The organism is Streptomyces sp. NPDC089424 (assembly GCF_044749345.1).
Lineage (GTDB): Bacteria > Actinomycetota > Actinomycetes > Streptomycetales > Streptomycetaceae > Streptomyces.
Genome location: NZ_JBIVHU010000005.1, coordinates 76692 through 92853 on the forward strand (window position 1 = coordinate 76692; position 16162 = coordinate 92853).

The 16162-nt window shown below is 71.5% G+C and carries 16 protein-coding genes; 7 read left to right on the forward strand and 9 right to left on the reverse strand.

The window, feature by feature from the left end:
* The first annotated feature begins 126 nt into the window (after positions 1 to 126).
* The gene (locus tag ACIP2X_RS22925) at positions 127 to 1371 is read left to right on the forward strand and encodes a serine hydrolase domain-containing protein (protein WP_401675993.1); all 1245 of its coding nucleotides are present in this window, start codon (positions 127 to 129) and stop codon (positions 1369 to 1371) included.
* A gap of 42 nt (positions 1372 to 1413) precedes the next feature.
* On the opposite strand, the gene ACIP2X_RS22930 is transcribed toward ACIP2X_RS22925, so the two are convergent.
* The 4 genes from ACIP2X_RS22930 to ACIP2X_RS22945 all read right to left on the reverse strand — a co-directional run bounded on the left by ACIP2X_RS22930 (position 1414) and on the right by ACIP2X_RS22945 (position 5035).
* Entirely contained in the window at positions 1414 to 2499 is a 1086-nt protein-coding gene (locus tag ACIP2X_RS22930; RefSeq protein WP_401675995.1) for an amidohydrolase family protein, read from the reverse strand.
* Between the two features lie 81 nt (positions 2500 to 2580).
* Positions 2581 to 3354 carry an amino acid ABC transporter ATP-binding protein gene (locus ACIP2X_RS22935; protein ID WP_401675997.1) on the reverse strand — a complete coding sequence of 258 codons (774 nt, stop codon included), beginning with the start codon at positions 3352 to 3354 and terminating at the stop codon, positions 2581 to 2583.
* On the reverse strand, positions 3351 to 4187 hold the full coding sequence (locus tag ACIP2X_RS22940; protein WP_401675999.1) for an amino acid ABC transporter permease: 837 nt from the start codon (positions 4185 to 4187) through the stop codon (positions 3351 to 3353). The genes ACIP2X_RS22935 and ACIP2X_RS22940 overlap by 4 nt, the downstream gene beginning before the upstream one ends.
* The gene (locus tag ACIP2X_RS22945; protein ID WP_401676001.1) at positions 4184 to 5035 is read right to left on the reverse strand and encodes a transporter substrate-binding domain-containing protein; all 852 of its coding nucleotides are present in this window, start codon (positions 5033 to 5035) and stop codon (positions 4184 to 4186) included. Before ACIP2X_RS22945 ends, ACIP2X_RS22940 begins: the two co-directional genes overlap by 4 nt.
* Before the next feature lie 155 nt (positions 5036 to 5190).
* Between ACIP2X_RS22945 and ACIP2X_RS22950 the strand changes: the two genes are divergently transcribed.
* The 6 genes from ACIP2X_RS22950 to thpD all read left to right on the forward strand — a co-directional run bounded on the left by ACIP2X_RS22950 (position 5191) and on the right by thpD (position 10476).
* Positions 5191 to 6312, forward strand: coding sequence for a pyridoxal-phosphate-dependent aminotransferase family protein (locus ACIP2X_RS22950; protein ID WP_401676003.1), 1122 nt, complete (start codon positions 5191 to 5193; stop codon positions 6310 to 6312).
* A 45-nt stretch (positions 6313 to 6357) separates the two neighbouring features.
* Positions 6358 to 6894, forward strand: a complete 537-nt coding sequence (locus ACIP2X_RS22955) for a DinB family protein (RefSeq protein WP_401676005.1) — start codon at positions 6358 to 6360, stop codon at positions 6892 to 6894.
* 329 nt (positions 6895 to 7223) lie between these two features.
* Complete coding sequence (gene ectA / locus ACIP2X_RS22960; RefSeq protein ID WP_401676007.1) at positions 7224 to 7748, forward strand: diaminobutyrate acetyltransferase; 525 nt, start codon at positions 7224 to 7226, stop codon at positions 7746 to 7748.
* A gap of 97 nt (positions 7749 to 7845) precedes the next feature.
* Complete coding sequence (gene ectB, locus ACIP2X_RS22965) at positions 7846 to 9129, forward strand: diaminobutyrate--2-oxoglutarate transaminase (protein ID WP_401676009.1); 1284 nt, start codon at positions 7846 to 7848, stop codon at positions 9127 to 9129.
* Between the two features lie 45 nt (positions 9130 to 9174).
* Positions 9175 to 9579: an ectoine synthase gene (locus ACIP2X_RS22970; RefSeq protein WP_401676011.1), complete on the forward strand. Its 405-nt coding sequence runs from the start codon at positions 9175 to 9177 to the stop codon at positions 9577 to 9579.
* 6 nt (positions 9580 to 9585) lie between these two features.
* A complete protein-coding gene (gene thpD / locus ACIP2X_RS22975) occupies positions 9586 to 10476 on the forward strand; it encodes an ectoine hydroxylase (RefSeq protein WP_401676013.1) in 891 nt (296 codons plus the stop codon).
* A gap of 75 nt (positions 10477 to 10551) precedes the next feature.
* On the opposite strand, the gene ACIP2X_RS22980 is transcribed toward thpD, so the two are convergent.
* The 5 genes from ACIP2X_RS22980 to ACIP2X_RS23000 all read right to left on the reverse strand — a co-directional run bounded on the left by ACIP2X_RS22980 (position 10552) and on the right by ACIP2X_RS23000 (position 15990).
* The gene (locus ACIP2X_RS22980; RefSeq protein WP_401676015.1) at positions 10552 to 11604 is read right to left on the reverse strand and encodes an aminotransferase class V-fold PLP-dependent enzyme; all 1053 of its coding nucleotides are present in this window, start codon (positions 11602 to 11604) and stop codon (positions 10552 to 10554) included.
* A gap of 95 nt (positions 11605 to 11699) precedes the next feature.
* Complete coding sequence (locus ACIP2X_RS22985; RefSeq protein ID WP_401676553.1) at positions 11700 to 12416, reverse strand: DsbA family oxidoreductase; 717 nt, start codon at positions 12414 to 12416, stop codon at positions 11700 to 11702.
* Between the two features lie 108 nt (positions 12417 to 12524).
* Positions 12525 to 13133, reverse strand: coding sequence for a DUF1349 domain-containing protein (locus ACIP2X_RS22990; RefSeq protein ID WP_401676017.1), 609 nt, complete (start codon positions 13131 to 13133; stop codon positions 12525 to 12527).
* Between the two features lie 96 nt (positions 13134 to 13229).
* Complete coding sequence (locus ACIP2X_RS22995; protein WP_401676019.1) at positions 13230 to 15443, reverse strand: S1 family peptidase; 2214 nt, start codon at positions 15441 to 15443, stop codon at positions 13230 to 13232.
* Between the two features lie 55 nt (positions 15444 to 15498).
* Entirely contained in the window at positions 15499 to 15990 is a 492-nt protein-coding gene (locus ACIP2X_RS23000; RefSeq protein ID WP_401676554.1) for a hypothetical protein, read from the reverse strand.
* Positions 15991 to 16162: the final 172 nt, after the last annotated feature.

Below are 16162 nucleotides of genomic sequence, written 5' to 3' on the forward strand. Positions count from 1 at the left end.
CCCGTCGGCTGCCCCTCCGCACGCCGTCCGTGCTCCGACGGGCGACGCGGCACGAGCGCTCCTATGCTGAGGTGGAAGTGGCCCGGCTTGCGGGGCCCTCTCCCTCGGGGAGCTGGGAGTCAGCCCATGAGGCGCGCGTGCGGACGACTGCGCGGGGGTGCCGTGATCGCCGTGGCGGTGGGCGCGCTCCTCGCTCCGGTCTGCGGCGGCACCGCCCTCGGAGTGCCCAAGGCCGCGGCCCTCGCCGGACAGCCGTCTCCCGCCCCGTCCCCCTCGGACGGCTTCCGGATGCTCACCCCCGAGGTGAAGCGGCAGGTCGACGCGGCCGTGGAGAAGGTGATGCGCGACGCGGACGTGCCCGGCGTGACCGTCGGCATGTGGACCCCCGACAAGGGCAGTCATGTGCGCTCGTTCGGCGTCGCCGACAAGGAGACCGGCCGGCCGATGACGCCGGACCTCTACACGAGGATCGGCAGCGAGACCAAGACGTTCACCGTGACGGCGCTGCTGAAGCTGGTCGACGAGGGCAGGATCGGCCTGGACGACACCATCGGCACGTACGTCGAGGGCGTGCCGAACGGCGACAGGATCACCCTGCGCGAGCTGGCCGGGATGCGCAGCGGCCTCTACAACTACTCGCAGGACCCGGACTTCTTCAAGGCGCTGACGTCCGACCCCGAGCGGCCCTTCACCCCGCAGGAGCTGCTGGACTACGCCTTCCGGCACCCGGTGCTGTTCCAGCCGGGCGAGAAGTTCTTCTACTCCAACACCAACCTGATCCTGCTCGGCCTGGTCGTCGAGAAGATCAGCGGCCGGCCGCTGGAGGAGTACCTCCGGGAGAACGTCACGGAGCCCGCCGGCATGGACAGCACGCTGCTGGCGACGGACGCGGCGTTCCCGGAGCCGCACGCCCAGGGCTACACGGACCAGACCGCCGACGGGAAGGTGGCCGACAGCACCGACTGGAACCCCTCCTGGGGCTGGGCGGCCGGCGCGATGATCTCCACGCTGGAGGATCTGCGCGTCTGGGCACCCACCGTCGCCACCGGCGTCCTGCCCGACGGAAGGACCCTGATCAGCCCCGCCACCCAGAAGCAACGGCTCGACACGCCTCCCACCACCATCCCGGGCGCGGGGTACGGGCTCGGCATCTTCGACGTCCAGGGCTGGATCGGGCACAACGGCTCGCTGCCGGGCTACGAGTCGCTGACCATCTATCTGCCCTCGGCCCGGGCGACCCTGGTCGTGCTGCTGAACACGGACATCGGTCAGGGCGACACGGAGCCCAGCACGCTGTTCGGCGACGCGATCACGAAGATCGTCAGCCCGCAGCACGTCTTCGACCTGCCCGCGCAGCCCTCGGGACGCTGACCGTGGACGCGGGCGGATCCGGGCGGTGGCGGCCCGGCCCGCCTAGCCGACGATCCGCCCGTTGAGCACCACCCACCGCGGGGCCGCCAGCGCCCGCACGTCCTCCCGGGGGTCCGTCCCGTACACCACGAGGTCGGCCGGTGCCCCCTCGTCGAGGCCGGGGCGGCCGAGCCACTCCCTGGCCGCCCAGGTCGTGGCGGACAGGGCCGTCAGCGGGGGGATCCCGGCGGTGACCAGTTCCTCCACCTCGGCGGCCGCCAGACCGTGGGCCAGCGCGCCGCCCGCGTCGGTGCCGACGTAGACCGGGACACCGGCGTCGTAGGCGTCACGGACCGTGTCGTAGCGGCGTTCGTACAGCCGGCGCATGTGGGCCGACCACGCGGGGAACCTGGACTCGCCGCCGTCGGCGAGGGCCGGGAAGGTGGCGATGTTGACGAGGGTCGGGACGATCGCGACGCGGCGCTCGGCGAAGAGGGGGATCAGGTCCGCGGTGAGGCCGGTGGCGTGCTCGATGCAGTCGATGCCGGCCTCGACCAGGTCCTGGAGGGAGTCCTCGGCGAAGCAGTGGGCGGTGACGCGGGCGCCCAGCCGGTGGGCCTCGGCGATGGCGGCCTCGACGGCCCCCCTGGGCCAGCAGGCCGACAGGTCGCCGAGGTCGCGGTCGATCCAGTCGCCGACGAGCTTGACCCAGCCGTCGCCCCGGCGGGCCTCCTGGGCCACGTAGGCGACCAGGTCGTCCGGCTCGATCTCGTGGGCGTAGTTGCGGATGTAGCGGCGGGTGCGGGCGATGTGGCGTCCGGCACGGATGATCTTCGGCAGGTCCTCGCGGTCGTCGATCCAGCGGGTGTCCGAGGGCGAGCCCGCGTCGCGGACGAGGAGGGTGCCGGCGTCGCGGTCGGTGAGCGCCTGCTTCTCCGCGACGTCCCGTGGCACGGCGCCGTGCGCGTCGAGGCCGACGTGGCAGTGGGCGTCGACAAGGCCGGGCAGGGCCCAGCCCCGCAGCGTCCGCACGTCGTGCGCGCCCACGGGGCGGCCGTACGAGATCCGCCCGTCGATCACCCACAGCTCGTCGCGGACGTCCTCGGGGCCGACGAGGACACGGCCCCGGACGTGCAGCACTTCGCTCATGTACCGCACCCTAACGCCGCTCCGTGGGCCGCCTCCCGGCGTGGGTCTCCGTGATCGGCCGCGGGCGGTCCCGGGTGCCCCTCACGGGGCGTCGGCCTCCTCCACGTCCGCCATCGCCGGGTCGAGCAGCCGGGACAGGAAGTGGCGGGTCCGCTCGTGCCGGGGGCGGGTGACGACCTGCTCGGGGCTGCCGTCCTCGACGACCACGCCGCCGTCCATGAAGATCACCCGGTCCGCGACCTCGCGGGCGAAGGTCATCTCATGGGTGACGACCATCATCGTCATGCCGTCCTCGGCGAGCATCCGCATGACCGCCAGGACGTCTCCCACCAACTCGGGGTCGAGGGCCGAGGTCGGCTCGTCGAAGAGCATGACCTCCGGTCCCATCGCCAGTGCGCGGGCGATGGCCACGCGCTGCTGCTGGCCGCCGGAGAGGGAGGAGGGGTAGGCGTCCGCCTTCTCGGCGAGGCCGACCCGCTCCAGGTTCTCCGCGGCCACCTTCGCGGCCTGGGCCTTGCCGCGGCGCAGCACCCGGCGCTGCGGCAGGGAGAGGTTCTCGGTGACCGTGAGGTGCGGGAAGAGGTTGAACTGCTGGAAGACCATGCCGATCCGGCGGCGTGCGGCGTCGATGTCCACGTCCGGGTCGGTGAGTTCGGTGCCGCCGACGAAGACCTGGCCCTTGGAGGGTTCCTCCAGCAGGTTCACGCAGCGCAGCAGCGTCGACTTGCCGGAGCCGGAGGGGCCGATGACGCAGGTGACCTCGCCGTGGGCGATCTCCAGGTCGATGCCGCGCAGGACGTGGTTGTCGCCGAAGGACTTGTGCAGGTCCCGGATCTCGATCTCGGGTCGGCTCATTTCACGGCCTCCTGGGCCTTCGACTCCATACGGCGTACGACGAAGCCGAGCGGGATCGTGATCAGCAGGTAGCACAGTCCGGCGACCAGGATCGGCGTCGAGTTCGCGGTCTGGCTGGCCAGGTCGCGGCCGAACTTGGACAGCTCCCGCTCCTCCAGCGTGACACCGAGGAACAGCACCAGCGAGGAGTCCTTGAAGAGGAGCACCAGTTCGTTGGTGAGCGGCGGGAGGATGATCCGGAAGGCCTGCGGCAGGATGATCGAGACCATCGCGCGTGCCGGGGAGAAGCCCAGCGAACGGGCCGCCTCCATCTGCCCCTTGGGCACCGCCTGGATGCCCGCGCGGAACGTCTCCGCCATGTACGCCGCCGCCACCAGGCCGAGGGCGAGGGCGACCTTGCCGTAGGTGCCGCCGGGGATCTCGACGCCCGGGAAGGCGAGCGGGACGGCCACGCCGATGAAGATGAAGATCAGCAGGGCGGGCAGGCCGCGGAAGATCTCGATGTAGACGCCGGCGACCCAGCGGTAGGGGCCCACGGAGGACAGCCGCATCAGCGCGAGGACCATGCCGAGCACCAGTCCCACGGCGAAGCCGGAGACGGTGTAGAGCACGGTGTTCTTCAGCGCCAGCGTGATGACGTCCGGGAACATCTGCCGGGCGATGTCGCCCTGGGCGAACTGGTTGGCCAGCCGCCCCCAGTCGGCGCCGACCGCGAGAGCGATCAGGGCGCCGACGAAGAGGACGTACTGCGCGCCGCGGGACAGGCCGCGCTTCTGGCGGCGGGTGAGCCCCTTCCTGCGGGGCGCGGCCTCGACCTTGGTGGCGTCGGTCATGAGGCGGTCGGCGACGGGGAGGCGGCGGACTCCTCGTACGGGCCGATCCACTGCTCGTAGAGCTTCTTGTAGGTGCCGTCGGCCTTGGCGCCGGCCAGCGCCTTGTTGACGGCGGCGAGCAGCTTCGCGTTGCCCTTCTTCACCGTGATGCCGTACTGCTCACCGGTGTTGACCTGCTCGGCGACCTGGAAGGCGGAGGCGTTGGCCTTGTCCTTGAGCCAGCCCTGGACGACCGGGTAGTCGATGACGACGGCCTCGACCTGCCCGGTGCGCAGGCCGTTGACGACGGCGTCGGAGGACTCGAAGGAGACCGGGTCGAGGCCCTGGCTCGTCGCGTACTCCTCGCCGGTGGTCTGCGCCTGGGCGCCGACCTTCTTGCCCTTGAGCCCCGCGAAGGAGGTGATGCCGCTCTTCTTGTCGACCAGCACGGCCTGGGTGGCCTCGAAGTACGGGTCGGAGAAGTCGACGTTCTTCTTGCGCTCCTCGGTGATGGTCATGCCGGCGGCGGCCAGGTCGCACTCCCCTGAGTTGAGGAACGCGCCGGTCTTGAAGTTCTCGAACGGCGTGTCGAGGATCTGCTGCTTCACGCCGAGGTCCTCGGCGACCAGGTCGACGAGGGCGACGTCGAAGCCCTGCACCTTGCCGTCGATCTCCGACTGGAAGGGCGGGTACGGCAGGTGGGTGCAGGTGGTGAGCTGGCCGGCCTTGACGAGCTCGACCCCGCCGGCGGCCGTCTTCGTGCCGCCGGCGCCGTCGCCGTCCGACGAGCAGCCGGCGACCAGCACCAGCCCGGCCGTCGCGGTGGTGGCGGCCAGAATGCGGGCCCGGCGCCCGAGGACCGTGTTCACGGGGAACCTCCTGTGAGGGAACTGAATGTTCCGATTATAAGGAGAGCTTTGGGGTGCCCAAAACAATCCGTTGGCCGCGGGCCGGTGCCGCCTGAGAACCGACCGGTGATCGGGGGCCCGTTGGCCGGGCGGTTAGGCTCGACCACGTCGATCCCGTGACCGAAGAGAGCACCGCCGTGACCCACCCCTTCCTGGACCTGGCGCCGCTGAGCGCCGCGCACTTCGCCTCCGTCGAGGACCGGGTGGCCCGGCTGCTGGACACCCGGCAGGACGTCGTGATCATGCAGGGCGAGGCGCTGCTGCCGCTGGAGGGCGCGATCCGGGCGACCGCGGGTCCCGGGACGGTCGCGCTGAACGTGATCACCGGCCCGTACGGGCAGACCTTCGGCGACTGGCTGCGGGACTGCGGGGCGACGGTGCACGACCTCGCGGTGCCGTTCCACACGGCGGTCACGGCGCAGGACGTCCGGGACGCCTTCGCCGAGCACCCGGAGATCGACTTCGTGTCGCTGGTGCACGCGGAGGCGGCGACCGGGAACACCAACCCGGTCGCGGAGATCGGCGCGGTCGTACGGGAGCAGGGTGCCCTGTTCTACCTGGACGCCGTCGCCTCCGTGGGCGCCGAGCCGGTGCTGCCGGACGCGTGGGGCGTGGACCTGTGCGTGATCGGGGCCCAGAAGGCGATGGGCGGGCCCGCCGGGGTGTCGGCGGTGTCGGTGAGCGAGCGGGCGTGGGCCCGGATGGCGGCGAACCCGCGGGCACCGCGGCGCTCCTACCTGTCGCTGCTGGACTGGAAGGAACGCTGGGTCGACGCCGGCCGCAAGGCCCTGCTGCACGCGCCCGCGCAGCTGGAGATGCTGGCGCTGGAGGCCTGCGTCGAGCGCATCGAGACGGAGGGGCTGGAGACCGTGATGGCCCGGCACGCCTCCGCCGCGGCGGCGACGCGCGCCGGGGCCTCGGCCCTCGGCGGCGGTCTGGAGCCCTACGTCCACAGGGCCGCGGAGGCGGCGCCGGTGGCGACGACCCTGCGCACCCCGCCCGGCGTCGTGGCCTCGGAGCTGGTCGCGCGCGCCCTCGCCTCCGACCCGACCCTTCCGCTGGCGGCGGGCGGCGGCGCCCTGGCCAAGGAGATGATCCGCGTCAACCACTACGGCGCCGACGCCACCCCGCGCGCGGTCCGGGCGAGCCTCGCGGCGCTGGGAGCGGCCCTCACGGACGCGGGCCGGCCCACGGACCTGAACGCCTGCCGTCTCGCGGCCGAGCCGGCCTGGCGGTAGCAGGCTCCCCGAACGCCGGCGGGAGGCTCCTGGCATGCTCGGGACATGACTTCCGACACCCCCGCCGAACGCCTGACCCTTCCCGACGGACGGCCCGTGCCCTCCATGACCGGGGACGAGCGGACCATGCTGGAGGAGTGGCTCGACTATCACCGGGCCACGCTGGAGCTGAAGTGCCGCGGGCTGGACGACGCCGCGCTGCGGCTCGCCTCGGCGCCGCCCTCCTCGCTCACGCTGCTCGGCCTCGTGCAGCACCTCGCGGAGGTGGAGCGCAACTGGTTCCAGCGCGTGCTCGCCGGTCTCGACGTGCCGCCGGTCTACGAGGAGGAGACGGGGTACGGCCTGCACCCGGAGCGCGACCTCGGTGAGGCCCTCACGGTCTGGCGCCGGGAGATCGCGCGCGGCCGGGAGATCGCCGCGGGCCGGCCGCTGGACGACACCGGGCGGCTGACGGACGGCCCGCTGGAGGGCATGGCCGTGTCCCTGCGCTGGGTGCTCATCCATCTCATCGAGGAGTACGCGCGGCACAACGGTCACGCCGACATCCTCCGCGAGCGTATCGACGGAGTGACCGGAACTTGAATTCACAGCAATAAGCGAGCATTCTCCGGCCAACATTCCGTATTTCAATCCAGCGTAGCTTCCCGTATCCTTCTGCCCGCTTTCCCTGACCTTAAACGCAAAGATTTCGCGAACGCCGGGCGGTCCTTTCCGGGGAGATCCCGTGAGGGTCACATGGTTGTGACGCGTTACACATCGCGCCCGTTTCACCCCTCTTTGCCCGCATGAAATCGGGCATTTCACCAACTCCTCGCGTGAACACCCGCGCCCGCGCGATAACACATGCCAGGGCTCCACGTAAGCCCCGACGGCCATGCATTTTCAATTCGCGATGGGTAAATTGAATTTGCATGACTGCCGCACAAGCAGACCTGCACATAGACCGCCCGGTGGTGGCCGACGGTGCCGCTTTCTGGCGGCTCGCCAAGGAATCCGGAACGCTCGACCTGAACTCCGCCTACAGCTATCTGCTGTGGTGCCGCGACTTCGCCGGCACCTCGGCGGTAGCCCGCGCGGCCGACGGCGAGGCCGTCGGCTTCGTCACCGGATTCCTGCGGCCGGACCGCCCGGGCACCCTGCTCGTCTGGCAGGTGGCCGTCGACTCCGCACAGCGCGGTCGCGGACTCGCGGCACGCATGCTGGACACCCTGACCGCCCGGGTCGCCGCCGAACACGGCCTGACCTCCGTCGAGACCACGATCACGCCGGGCAACACCGCCTCCGAGCGGCTGTTCGCCTCGTTCGCCGCGCGCCACGACGCCCACATGGAGCGCGAGGTGCTCTTCGGCACCGACCTGTTCCCGGACGGTCCCCACGACCCCGAGGTCCTGTACCGCATCGGCCCGCTGACGCACCTGCCGCGGACCTCGGACTGACCCGCACCCGCGGGCACCACCCGGGCCGGCCCCCAGGCCCCCCTTGCTCTCGTCACGACCCCCCACACTCACCTGTCGCACAGAGGAGCGAATTACCGTGACCATCACCCAGCCCGACCTCAGCGTCTTCGAAACCCTGGAGTCCGAGGTGCGCAGCTACTGCCGCGGCTGGCCCACCGTCTTCGACCGTGCGCGCGGCAGCCGGATGTACGACGAGGACGGCCACGAGTACCTCGACTTCTTCGCCGGCGCCGGCTCGCTCAACTACGGGCACAACAACCCCGTGCTGAAACGGGCCCTGCTCGACTACCTGGAGCGGGACGGCGTCACCCACGGTCTCGACATGTCGACCACCGCCAAGCGCGGCTTCCTGCAGACCTTCCAGGACCTGGTGCTGCGCCCGCGTGACCTGCCCTACAAGGTCATGTTCCCGGGCCCGACGGGCACCAACGCCGTGGAGTCCGCGCTGAAGCTCGCGCGGAAGGTGAAGGGCCGCGAGGCGATCGTCTCGTTCACCAACGCCTTCCACGGCATGTCGCTGGGCTCCCTCGCCGTGACCGGCAACGCGTTCAAGCGCGCCGGTGCCGGCATCCCGCTGGTGCACGGCACGCCGATGCCGTTCGACAACTACTTCGACGGCCAGGTCCCGGACTTCCTGTGGTTCGAGCGCCTCCTGGAGGACCAGGGCTCCGGCCTCAACAAGCCGGCCGCCGTGATCGTCGAGACCGTGCAGGGCGAGGGCGGCATCAACGTGGCCCGCCCCGAGTGGCTGCGCGCCCTCGCCGACCTGTGCGAACGCCAGGACATGCTGCTGATCGTCGACGACATCCAGATGGGCTGCGGCCGTACCGGCGCCTTCTTCTCCTTCGAGGAAGCCGGCGTCGTCCCCGACATCGTGACGGTTTCGAAGTCCATCAGCGGGTACGGGCTCCCCATGTCGCTGTGCCTGTTCAAGCCCGAGCTGGACGTCTGGGAGCCGGGCGAGCACAACGGCACCTTCCGCGGCAACAACCCGGCGTTCGTCACCGCGACCGCCGCGCTGGAGACGTACTGGACCGACGGCTCGGCGATGGAGAAGCAGACCCGTGCGCGGGGCGAGCAGGTCGAGCAGGCCATGATCGCCATCACCGAGGAGAACCTCGCCGACGTCAAGGAGTACCGGGGCCGCGGCCTGGTCTGGGGCATGGAGTTCCACGACAAGGAGCGGGCCGGGCGGATCGCCAGGCGCGCCTTCGAACTGGGGCTGCTCATCGAGACGTCCGGCCCCGAGAGCGAGGTCGTCAAGCTGCTGCCCGCGCTGACCATCACGCCCGAGGAGCTCGACGAGGGCCTGCGGGTCCTCGCGCGCGCGGTCCGGGAGACCTCCCCGTCCGCCGTCTGAGACCCCTCACCACCATTCCGTTCACCTAGGAGGCATCGCACCACCGTGATCGTCCGTTCGTTCAAGGAACTCGAAGGCACCGACCGGCACGTGAAATCGGCGTCCGGCACCTGGGAGAGCAAGCGCATCGTCCTCGCCAAGGAGAGGGTCGGCTTCTCCCTGCACGAGACGGTCCTGTACGCGGGCACCGAGACGTCGATGTGGTACGCCAACCACGTCGAGGCCGTGGTGTGCGTCGCGGGCGAGGCCGAGCTGACCGACCACGAGACCTCCCGGACGTACACCATCACGCCCGGGACCATGTACCTCCTCGACGGCCACGAGCGGCACACGCTGCGCGTCAAGGAGGACTTCCGCTGCGTCTGCGTGTTCAACCCGCCCGTGACCGGGCGGGAGGACCACGACGAGAACGGCGTCTACCCCCTGCTCACCGAACCCGAGGAGGTGTGACCGGCCATGACGACCACCGTCACCGATCTGTACCCCAGCCGCGGCACCACCGAGGTGTCCACCCCCCGCAAGGACCCCGTCGTCTGGGGCACGCCCGGTACCCCGGGACCGATCGACCCGGCCGATCTCCAGTCGTACGAGCGTGACGGCTTCCTCGCCGTCGAGGAGATCATCACCGAGGACGAGGTCGCGGTCTACCGGCAGGAACTGGAACGGCTGGTCGACGACCCGGCGATCCGGGCCGACGAGCGGTCGATCGTCGAGCCGCAGTCCAAGGAGATCCGGTCCGTCTTCGAAGTGCACCGGATCAGCGAGGTGTTCGCCCGCCTGGTGCGCGACGAGCGGGTCGTCGGACGGGCGCGCCAGATCCTCGGTTCGGACGTGTACGTCCACCAGTCCCGGATCAACGTCAAGCCCGGCTTCGGGGCGAGCGGCTTCTACTGGCACTCGGACTTCGAGACCTGGCACGCCGAGGACGGCCTGGCCAACATGCGCACGGTGTCGGTCTCGATCGCGCTGACCGAGAACCACGACACCAACGGCGGCCTCATGATCATGCCGGGGTCGCACAAGACGTTCCTCGGGTGCGCGGGGGCCACGCCGAAGGACAACTACAAGAAGTCGCTGCAGATGCAGGACGCGGGCACGCCCTCGGACGAGGCGCTGACCTCGATGGCGTCGGAGTACGGCATCAAGCTGTTCACCGGCAAGGCCGGTTCGGCGACCTGGTTCGACTGCAACTGCATGCACGGGTCGGGTGACAACATCACGCCGTTCCCGCGCAGCAACGTCTTCATCGTGTTCAACAGCGTGGAGAACGCGGCGGTCGAGCCGTTCGCGGCGCCGGTGCGCCGCCCGTCGTTCATCGGGGCGACGGACTTCACCCCGGTGAAGTGAGCCTCGGCGCCCGAACCGCATGACCGGAGCCCGGCCCCCCTCGTGAGGGGGGCCGGGCTCCGGCCGTGCGGCGGGTCAGCCGGCCAGCACGTCGAGGATCCGGTCCACGTCGGCGGCCGTGTTGTACAGGTGGAACGAGGCCCGCAGATTGCCCGCCCGGCTGGAGACCTGGACGTCCGCGCGCGCCAGTTCCCGCGCCCGGTCGGCGAGACCCGGCACGGAGACGATCGCGGAACCGGGCGCGGGCGCGGCCTCGTGGCCGAGGGCGGCCATCCCCGCGCGGAAGCGGTCGGCCAGCGCGATGTCGTGGGCGTGCACGGCGTCCACGCCGAGCTCCTCGATCAGTTCGAGGGAGCGGCGCAGTCCGGAGTAGGTGAACAGGGCCGGGGTGAGGTCGAAGCGCCTCGCGGAGTGGGCGAGTTCGGTGACCGGTCCGTAGCAGCTGTCCATCGGGACCTCCCCGGCGACCCAGCCCGCCAGCACCGGCGTCAGTCCGGCGAAGTCCTCCGGGACGACGAGGAAGGCCGCCCCGTGCGGGCCGAGCAGCCATTTGTAGCAGGTGACGGCGGTGAAGTCGTAGGCACCCGCGTCCATGGGCAGCCAGCCGGCCGCCTGGGAGAAGTCGACGTACGTCCGTGCCCCGTGGGCGCGGGCCGCCTCGCGCAGCGCGGGCAGGTCGGCGACGCGCCCGTCGGCGGACTGCGCCGCGCTGACGGCGACCAGCGCGGTGCCCGGGCGGACGGACTCGGCGATCCGCTCCAGCGGCACGGCCCGCACCTTGAGGTCGCCGCGCACATGGAACGGGTTGAGGACGGAGGTGAAGTCTCCCTCGGCGGTGAGGACTTCGGCGCCCGCAGGCAGCGAGGCTGCGATCACCCCGGTGTGCGCCGCGACCGAGGCGCCGGCCGCCACCCGCCCGGCCGGGACACCGGCCAGCCGGGCGAACGCTCCGCGGGCGGCTTCCACGTCGTCGAACAGCGGGTCCACGGAACGGCCCTCGGCCCGCAGCCGCGCCGCCTCGTGCAGCGCGGTCACGGTGCGAGCCGGGAGCAGCCCGTTGCTCGCGGTGTTGAGGTAGGTGTTGCGCGGGGCGAACTCGGCACGGACCAGGCTCTCGAAGGTCTCCATGGCTCCACTGTGCGGCCGGGGAATCTCCCCGTCCATCGCGTATTTCTACGGGGAATCCCTAAGGGCCTCTTATGGACCCGGTCTGACCTCGGCCTTCACGCGCGAGGCGGTACCGCGCACCCGTCAGGGCCGCACGCGTCGGCCGCGCCGTCCTCGATCAGCGTCAGCGGGGAGCGCTCGCCCCATGCCTGGGTCAGCGCCCGCTCGAAGACCTCGGTGGGCTGGGCGCCGGACACCCCGTACTTCCGGTCGAGCACGAAGAACGGCACCCCGCCTGCCCCGAGCTGAGCGGCCTCCCGCTCGTCGGCGCGCACCTCGTCGGCGTAGGCCCCCGGGTCGGCGAGCACCTTGCGCACCTCGGCCTCGTCGAGCCCGGCGTCGGTGGCGATCCCCACGAGCCGCTCGTCGTCGTTGAAGACGGACCGCTCCTCGGCGAAGTTGGCCCGGTACAGCCGCTGGATCAGCTCGTCCTGGCGGCCGTGCTCCTTGGCGAGGTGGAGCAGCCGGTGCATGTCGAAGGTGTTGCCGTGGTCACGGTCCCGCGTCCGGTACTCCAGCCCCTCGGCCGCCGCCTGCGTGCCCAGGTTGTCCTCCCCGGCCTGCGCCTGCGCCGGGCTCATGCCGTACTTCTTCGCGAGCATCGTCAGCACGGGCTGCACGTCGTCCTTGGCCCGGCCGGGGTCCAGCTCGAAGGAACGGTGCACCACCTCGACCCCGTCGCGGTGCGGGAAGGCCGCGAGCGCCTTCTCGAAACGGGCCTTGCCCACGTAGCACCAGGGGCAGGCGATGTCGCTCCAGATCTCGACACGCAGGGTCACGGCACTCTCCAGGTCGTACGGCGGCGGAGTCCCTCTCCGCCGGTACGTGAACGTTCAAGAGCTCCCGTTCATTCCCGAGGGCGCCTCGGCCGGCCCGCGCGCTCAGCTGCCGTCGCGCAGCTCACGCGGCCAGAAGGGCCGGAACTCGATGTGGTCGTAGGTCACCACACACCCCTCTCCCATCGGCGACTGCGCCATGAACCCGACAAGGGCGGCGCCCGTCTCCTTCTCCCCGCCCAGCGTGAACAGCCGGACGAAGGTCCACCGCTCGCCGTCCCGGGAGGCGTGGAAGGCGAACGCGCGGCCGGTGCGGCTGACCCGCAGCCAGACGGAACTGCCCTCCACGGTGAAGGAGTTGGCGTCGTCGGAGTGGCCGCGGGTGACCACCGTGCAGACGGTCGGCACGGCCGGGGAGTACTCCAGGCAGAGCTTGGCCCACTCCCGCGCGCCGACGTGGACGTAGAGCACCCCGGCGTCGAAGGCCGCGTTGAAGCCGACCGTCACCCGGGCGATCAGCTGGAAGTCCCCCTCGGGCGCCCCCAGCAGCCGGGGCGCGTCGGCGACGGGCTCCAGCGCCTCCCCGGTGGGCGGCACGAACCGGTCCTGCCGCGCCCCGGCCCATCCGGTGAGCACACCGTCCTCAAAGGCCCAGTTGCCGTCGGGCCCGTAACTGCGCAGGGGAAAGGGCACTTCGGGAAGTTCCATGTCCATGGCCAGATCTTCTCAGAGCCCGGAAGGGGGACTTGGCCAGACATGACGGCGGCACCACCCCGACGCTCGGCGTCGGGGTGGTGCCGCCGGAGTGGGTTACCGCGCCGCGTAGCCGAAGCGGTCGCCGGCTGCCGGGAGGCCGCCCGCGCCGGGCTGGTAGGTCGTGACGGGGGCGACGGCGCCGCCGGCGGTCACGTTCGACAAGGGCAGGGCGTACAGGGTGCCGTAGGTGCTGGGGCCCAGCGGCAGGCCGACGTACAGCTTGGTGCCGGTGTAGCGGATGCTCGAACCCAGCTGCTGGTCGGCGCCGGGCGCGGTGGGGATGCCGTCGCCGTCACCGGCCTCCAGCCACCGGTCGTTGGCGCCCGGGGCGCCCAGCAGGGAGAAGGTGTGCACCGCGCCGGCCTTGGCCGCCGTGCCGATGGCCTCGCCGGGGGCGCCCACGGCCAGCTTCATCGTGGCGGTGGTGCTCAGGGCTCGCGGGGCGGTGTTGATCGCGGTCACGGTGGTGCCCATGCGGTCGCCGGCCTCCCCGGTGCCGGTCACGTCGTCCTCGCCGGTGCCCTGGGAGATGCCGTAGAGCTGGGTGACGGTGCCCGCGGCGGTGACACGGAAGGTCAGGGCGGTGCCGGCATCGGCCTTGGAGACGCCGTCGACGTCGAGGTCCTCACCGGGGGCGCCGACCGCGAGGATCGAGTCGGTGGCGGCGGCCGCGCCGGAGGGGCGGTACGGGGCCAGGGCCAGGGAGTAGCCGAACTGGTCGCCCGCCTCCGCGCCGCCGGAGACGGTGTCGAGGTCCTGGTCGAGCCCGAACTTCGGGGTGGGCAGGCCCGCGGCGGTCAGGGTGTGGCTGAACACCGCCAGGTTGCCGGCGCCGGCGTCCTCGCCGATGGCCTCACCGGCAGCGCCGACGGCGAAGAAGTTGGGGTCGGCCGCGACCGAGCCGCCGAAGCCGTCGTTCGCCTCCGCGCCGCCGGGCACGTCGGCGCTGTCCTGGTGGAAGACGATGCTGGTGGTGCCGTGGAGGTAGAAGGCGGCGCCGGCCTTCGCCAGGCCGCCGACGGCCTCACCGGGTGCGCCGCTGACCAGGAACGGCTTGCCGGCGGCGGTGACGCCGGCCGCGACGGAGTCGCCGAACCGGTCGCCGGCCTGGGCGAGGGCCGTGGCCAGGGAGCCGGCGCCGGAGCCCTCCTCGAAGTGGGTGTTCTTGACCGCGCCGGTGCCGAGGCCCCCCGGGGCGCCGTGCAGGACGTCGACCATGCCGGAGTCGGCCGCGCTGCCGATGTCCTCGGCCGGGGTGCCCACGACCAGGTCGGTGCAGCCGTCCTCGTTCCAGTCGACGGTGTCCAGGGACTCGCCGAACCAGTCGCTGGCCTCGGCGGCGCCGGGAACCCAGTCGAGGTCCTGGTTGATCTCGGCGGTGCCCTTGCCGCCGCCGTAGACGATCCGCACCAGGCCCGCGGCGCCGACCGCGCCGACGGTCGCCCGCGGGTCGGAGATCGCGATGTCCTCGACGCCGTCGCAGTTGAAGTCGGTGGCGCGGACGGCGCCGGTGGTGGAGTTCACCCAGGCGGCGAGGTCGTCGACGCGCGTGACGACGCCGCCTGTGCGGGTCTCGGTGGTGTCGATGCCGTAGCAGCCGCCCTGGTAGGACCGGCTGGCGAGCGCGGCCAGTTGGGCCGTGCCGCCGCTGCCGCGGACCAGCGGGCCGCCGGTGTCGCCCATGCACGCGGCCGTGCCGTTCGTGCCGGTGACCGAGGCGGTCGTGGCGGCCGCGGCGTCGACGGTGAAGGTGCCGGTGTGCAGGCTGAGGGGTGCCCACTCGGTCGCGGTGCGGCCGTAGCCGGCGAGGCCGAGGGTCTCCCCGGCGGTCGGCGCCGTGGTGGCCAGCGAGATCGGGGACACGTTGGTGACGGGGCGGTTGAGGCGGGCCAGTACCGCGTCGCGGTCGGTGCGCGGGACCAGTTCGACGATGTCGCGGGCGGCGCCTGCGGTGCCGGTGAGGTCGGAGCGGCCGATGACGGCGGTGGTCTTCGTGGCCGGCTTGCCGGCGGGCACGGACAGGCTCGTCGCGGGGTCGGCGGCGAAGCAACTGGCCGCGGTGAGCAGCCACTCGCGGTCGACCAGGACACCCGAGCAACCGCGGTCGTGGTCGCCGACGGTGATCTGCGCGGTGTAGGCGTAGGTGGTGTCGGCGGCGGGGACGGCGGGGCCGGTGACGGCGGCGGCGGAACCGGCCGCGAGCGCGGCGGAGCCGAAGGTCAGGGCGGCGGCCAGTGCGACGAGGCGCACGGATCTTGCGTAGGTCATGTGGTGGTTCCCCTGGTGGGTGGTGACGGATCGGGCAGGAGGGCTCGGCGGGGCGCTACTTGGAGGTCCGAAGCTCCAGGAGCGTCCACTCACGGGCCTGCTCGTCCGCGCTCTCGCCCACGGGGGTCCAGGTGTTCTTCGCGATGTCGTACGACTCCTGCTCGGTACCGACCGTCATGTCCGCCTCGGTCGTGTAGTCGTTGCCCCGGATGAGGTAGACGGAGGGCAGCTCCAGGGTCAGCCAGCCGGAGTTCCCCTTGACGTCGAAGCAGACCTTGCTCCGGTCCCGGGCCTGGACCTCCAACTGCCCGGTGCCGCTCGCGCAGTCGGCGAGCGTGATGTGGCCGTCGCCCCGCTTGAGCAGGATGTTCTTCTCGGTGAGGATCTTGTCCGCCTGCGGGTAGTCGAAGTCCTCGACCGCGTAACCCGGAGCCTCGTCGGCCACCGCGGCAGTGCCTGCCGGGGCGTTGGAACCACCGGGGAGGCCGGCCGCCAGGGCGGCCCATGCCAGGGCGCCGACCGCCGCGGTGCCGAGGGCGCGGGTCAGAAATCTCCCGCGTCGTTGCCGTATCGCAAATCGGCTCAGCTGCGCCGCAAATGTGGTGCGCGACTTCATCACTTTCCTCAAATCGTTGCTTCCAAAAAGATGTCCGTAACGTGGTTCAAGGCATGCGTGAAGGAATCGTCTTTCCCCCGTACAAAAGGCCCCCAAAAATTTG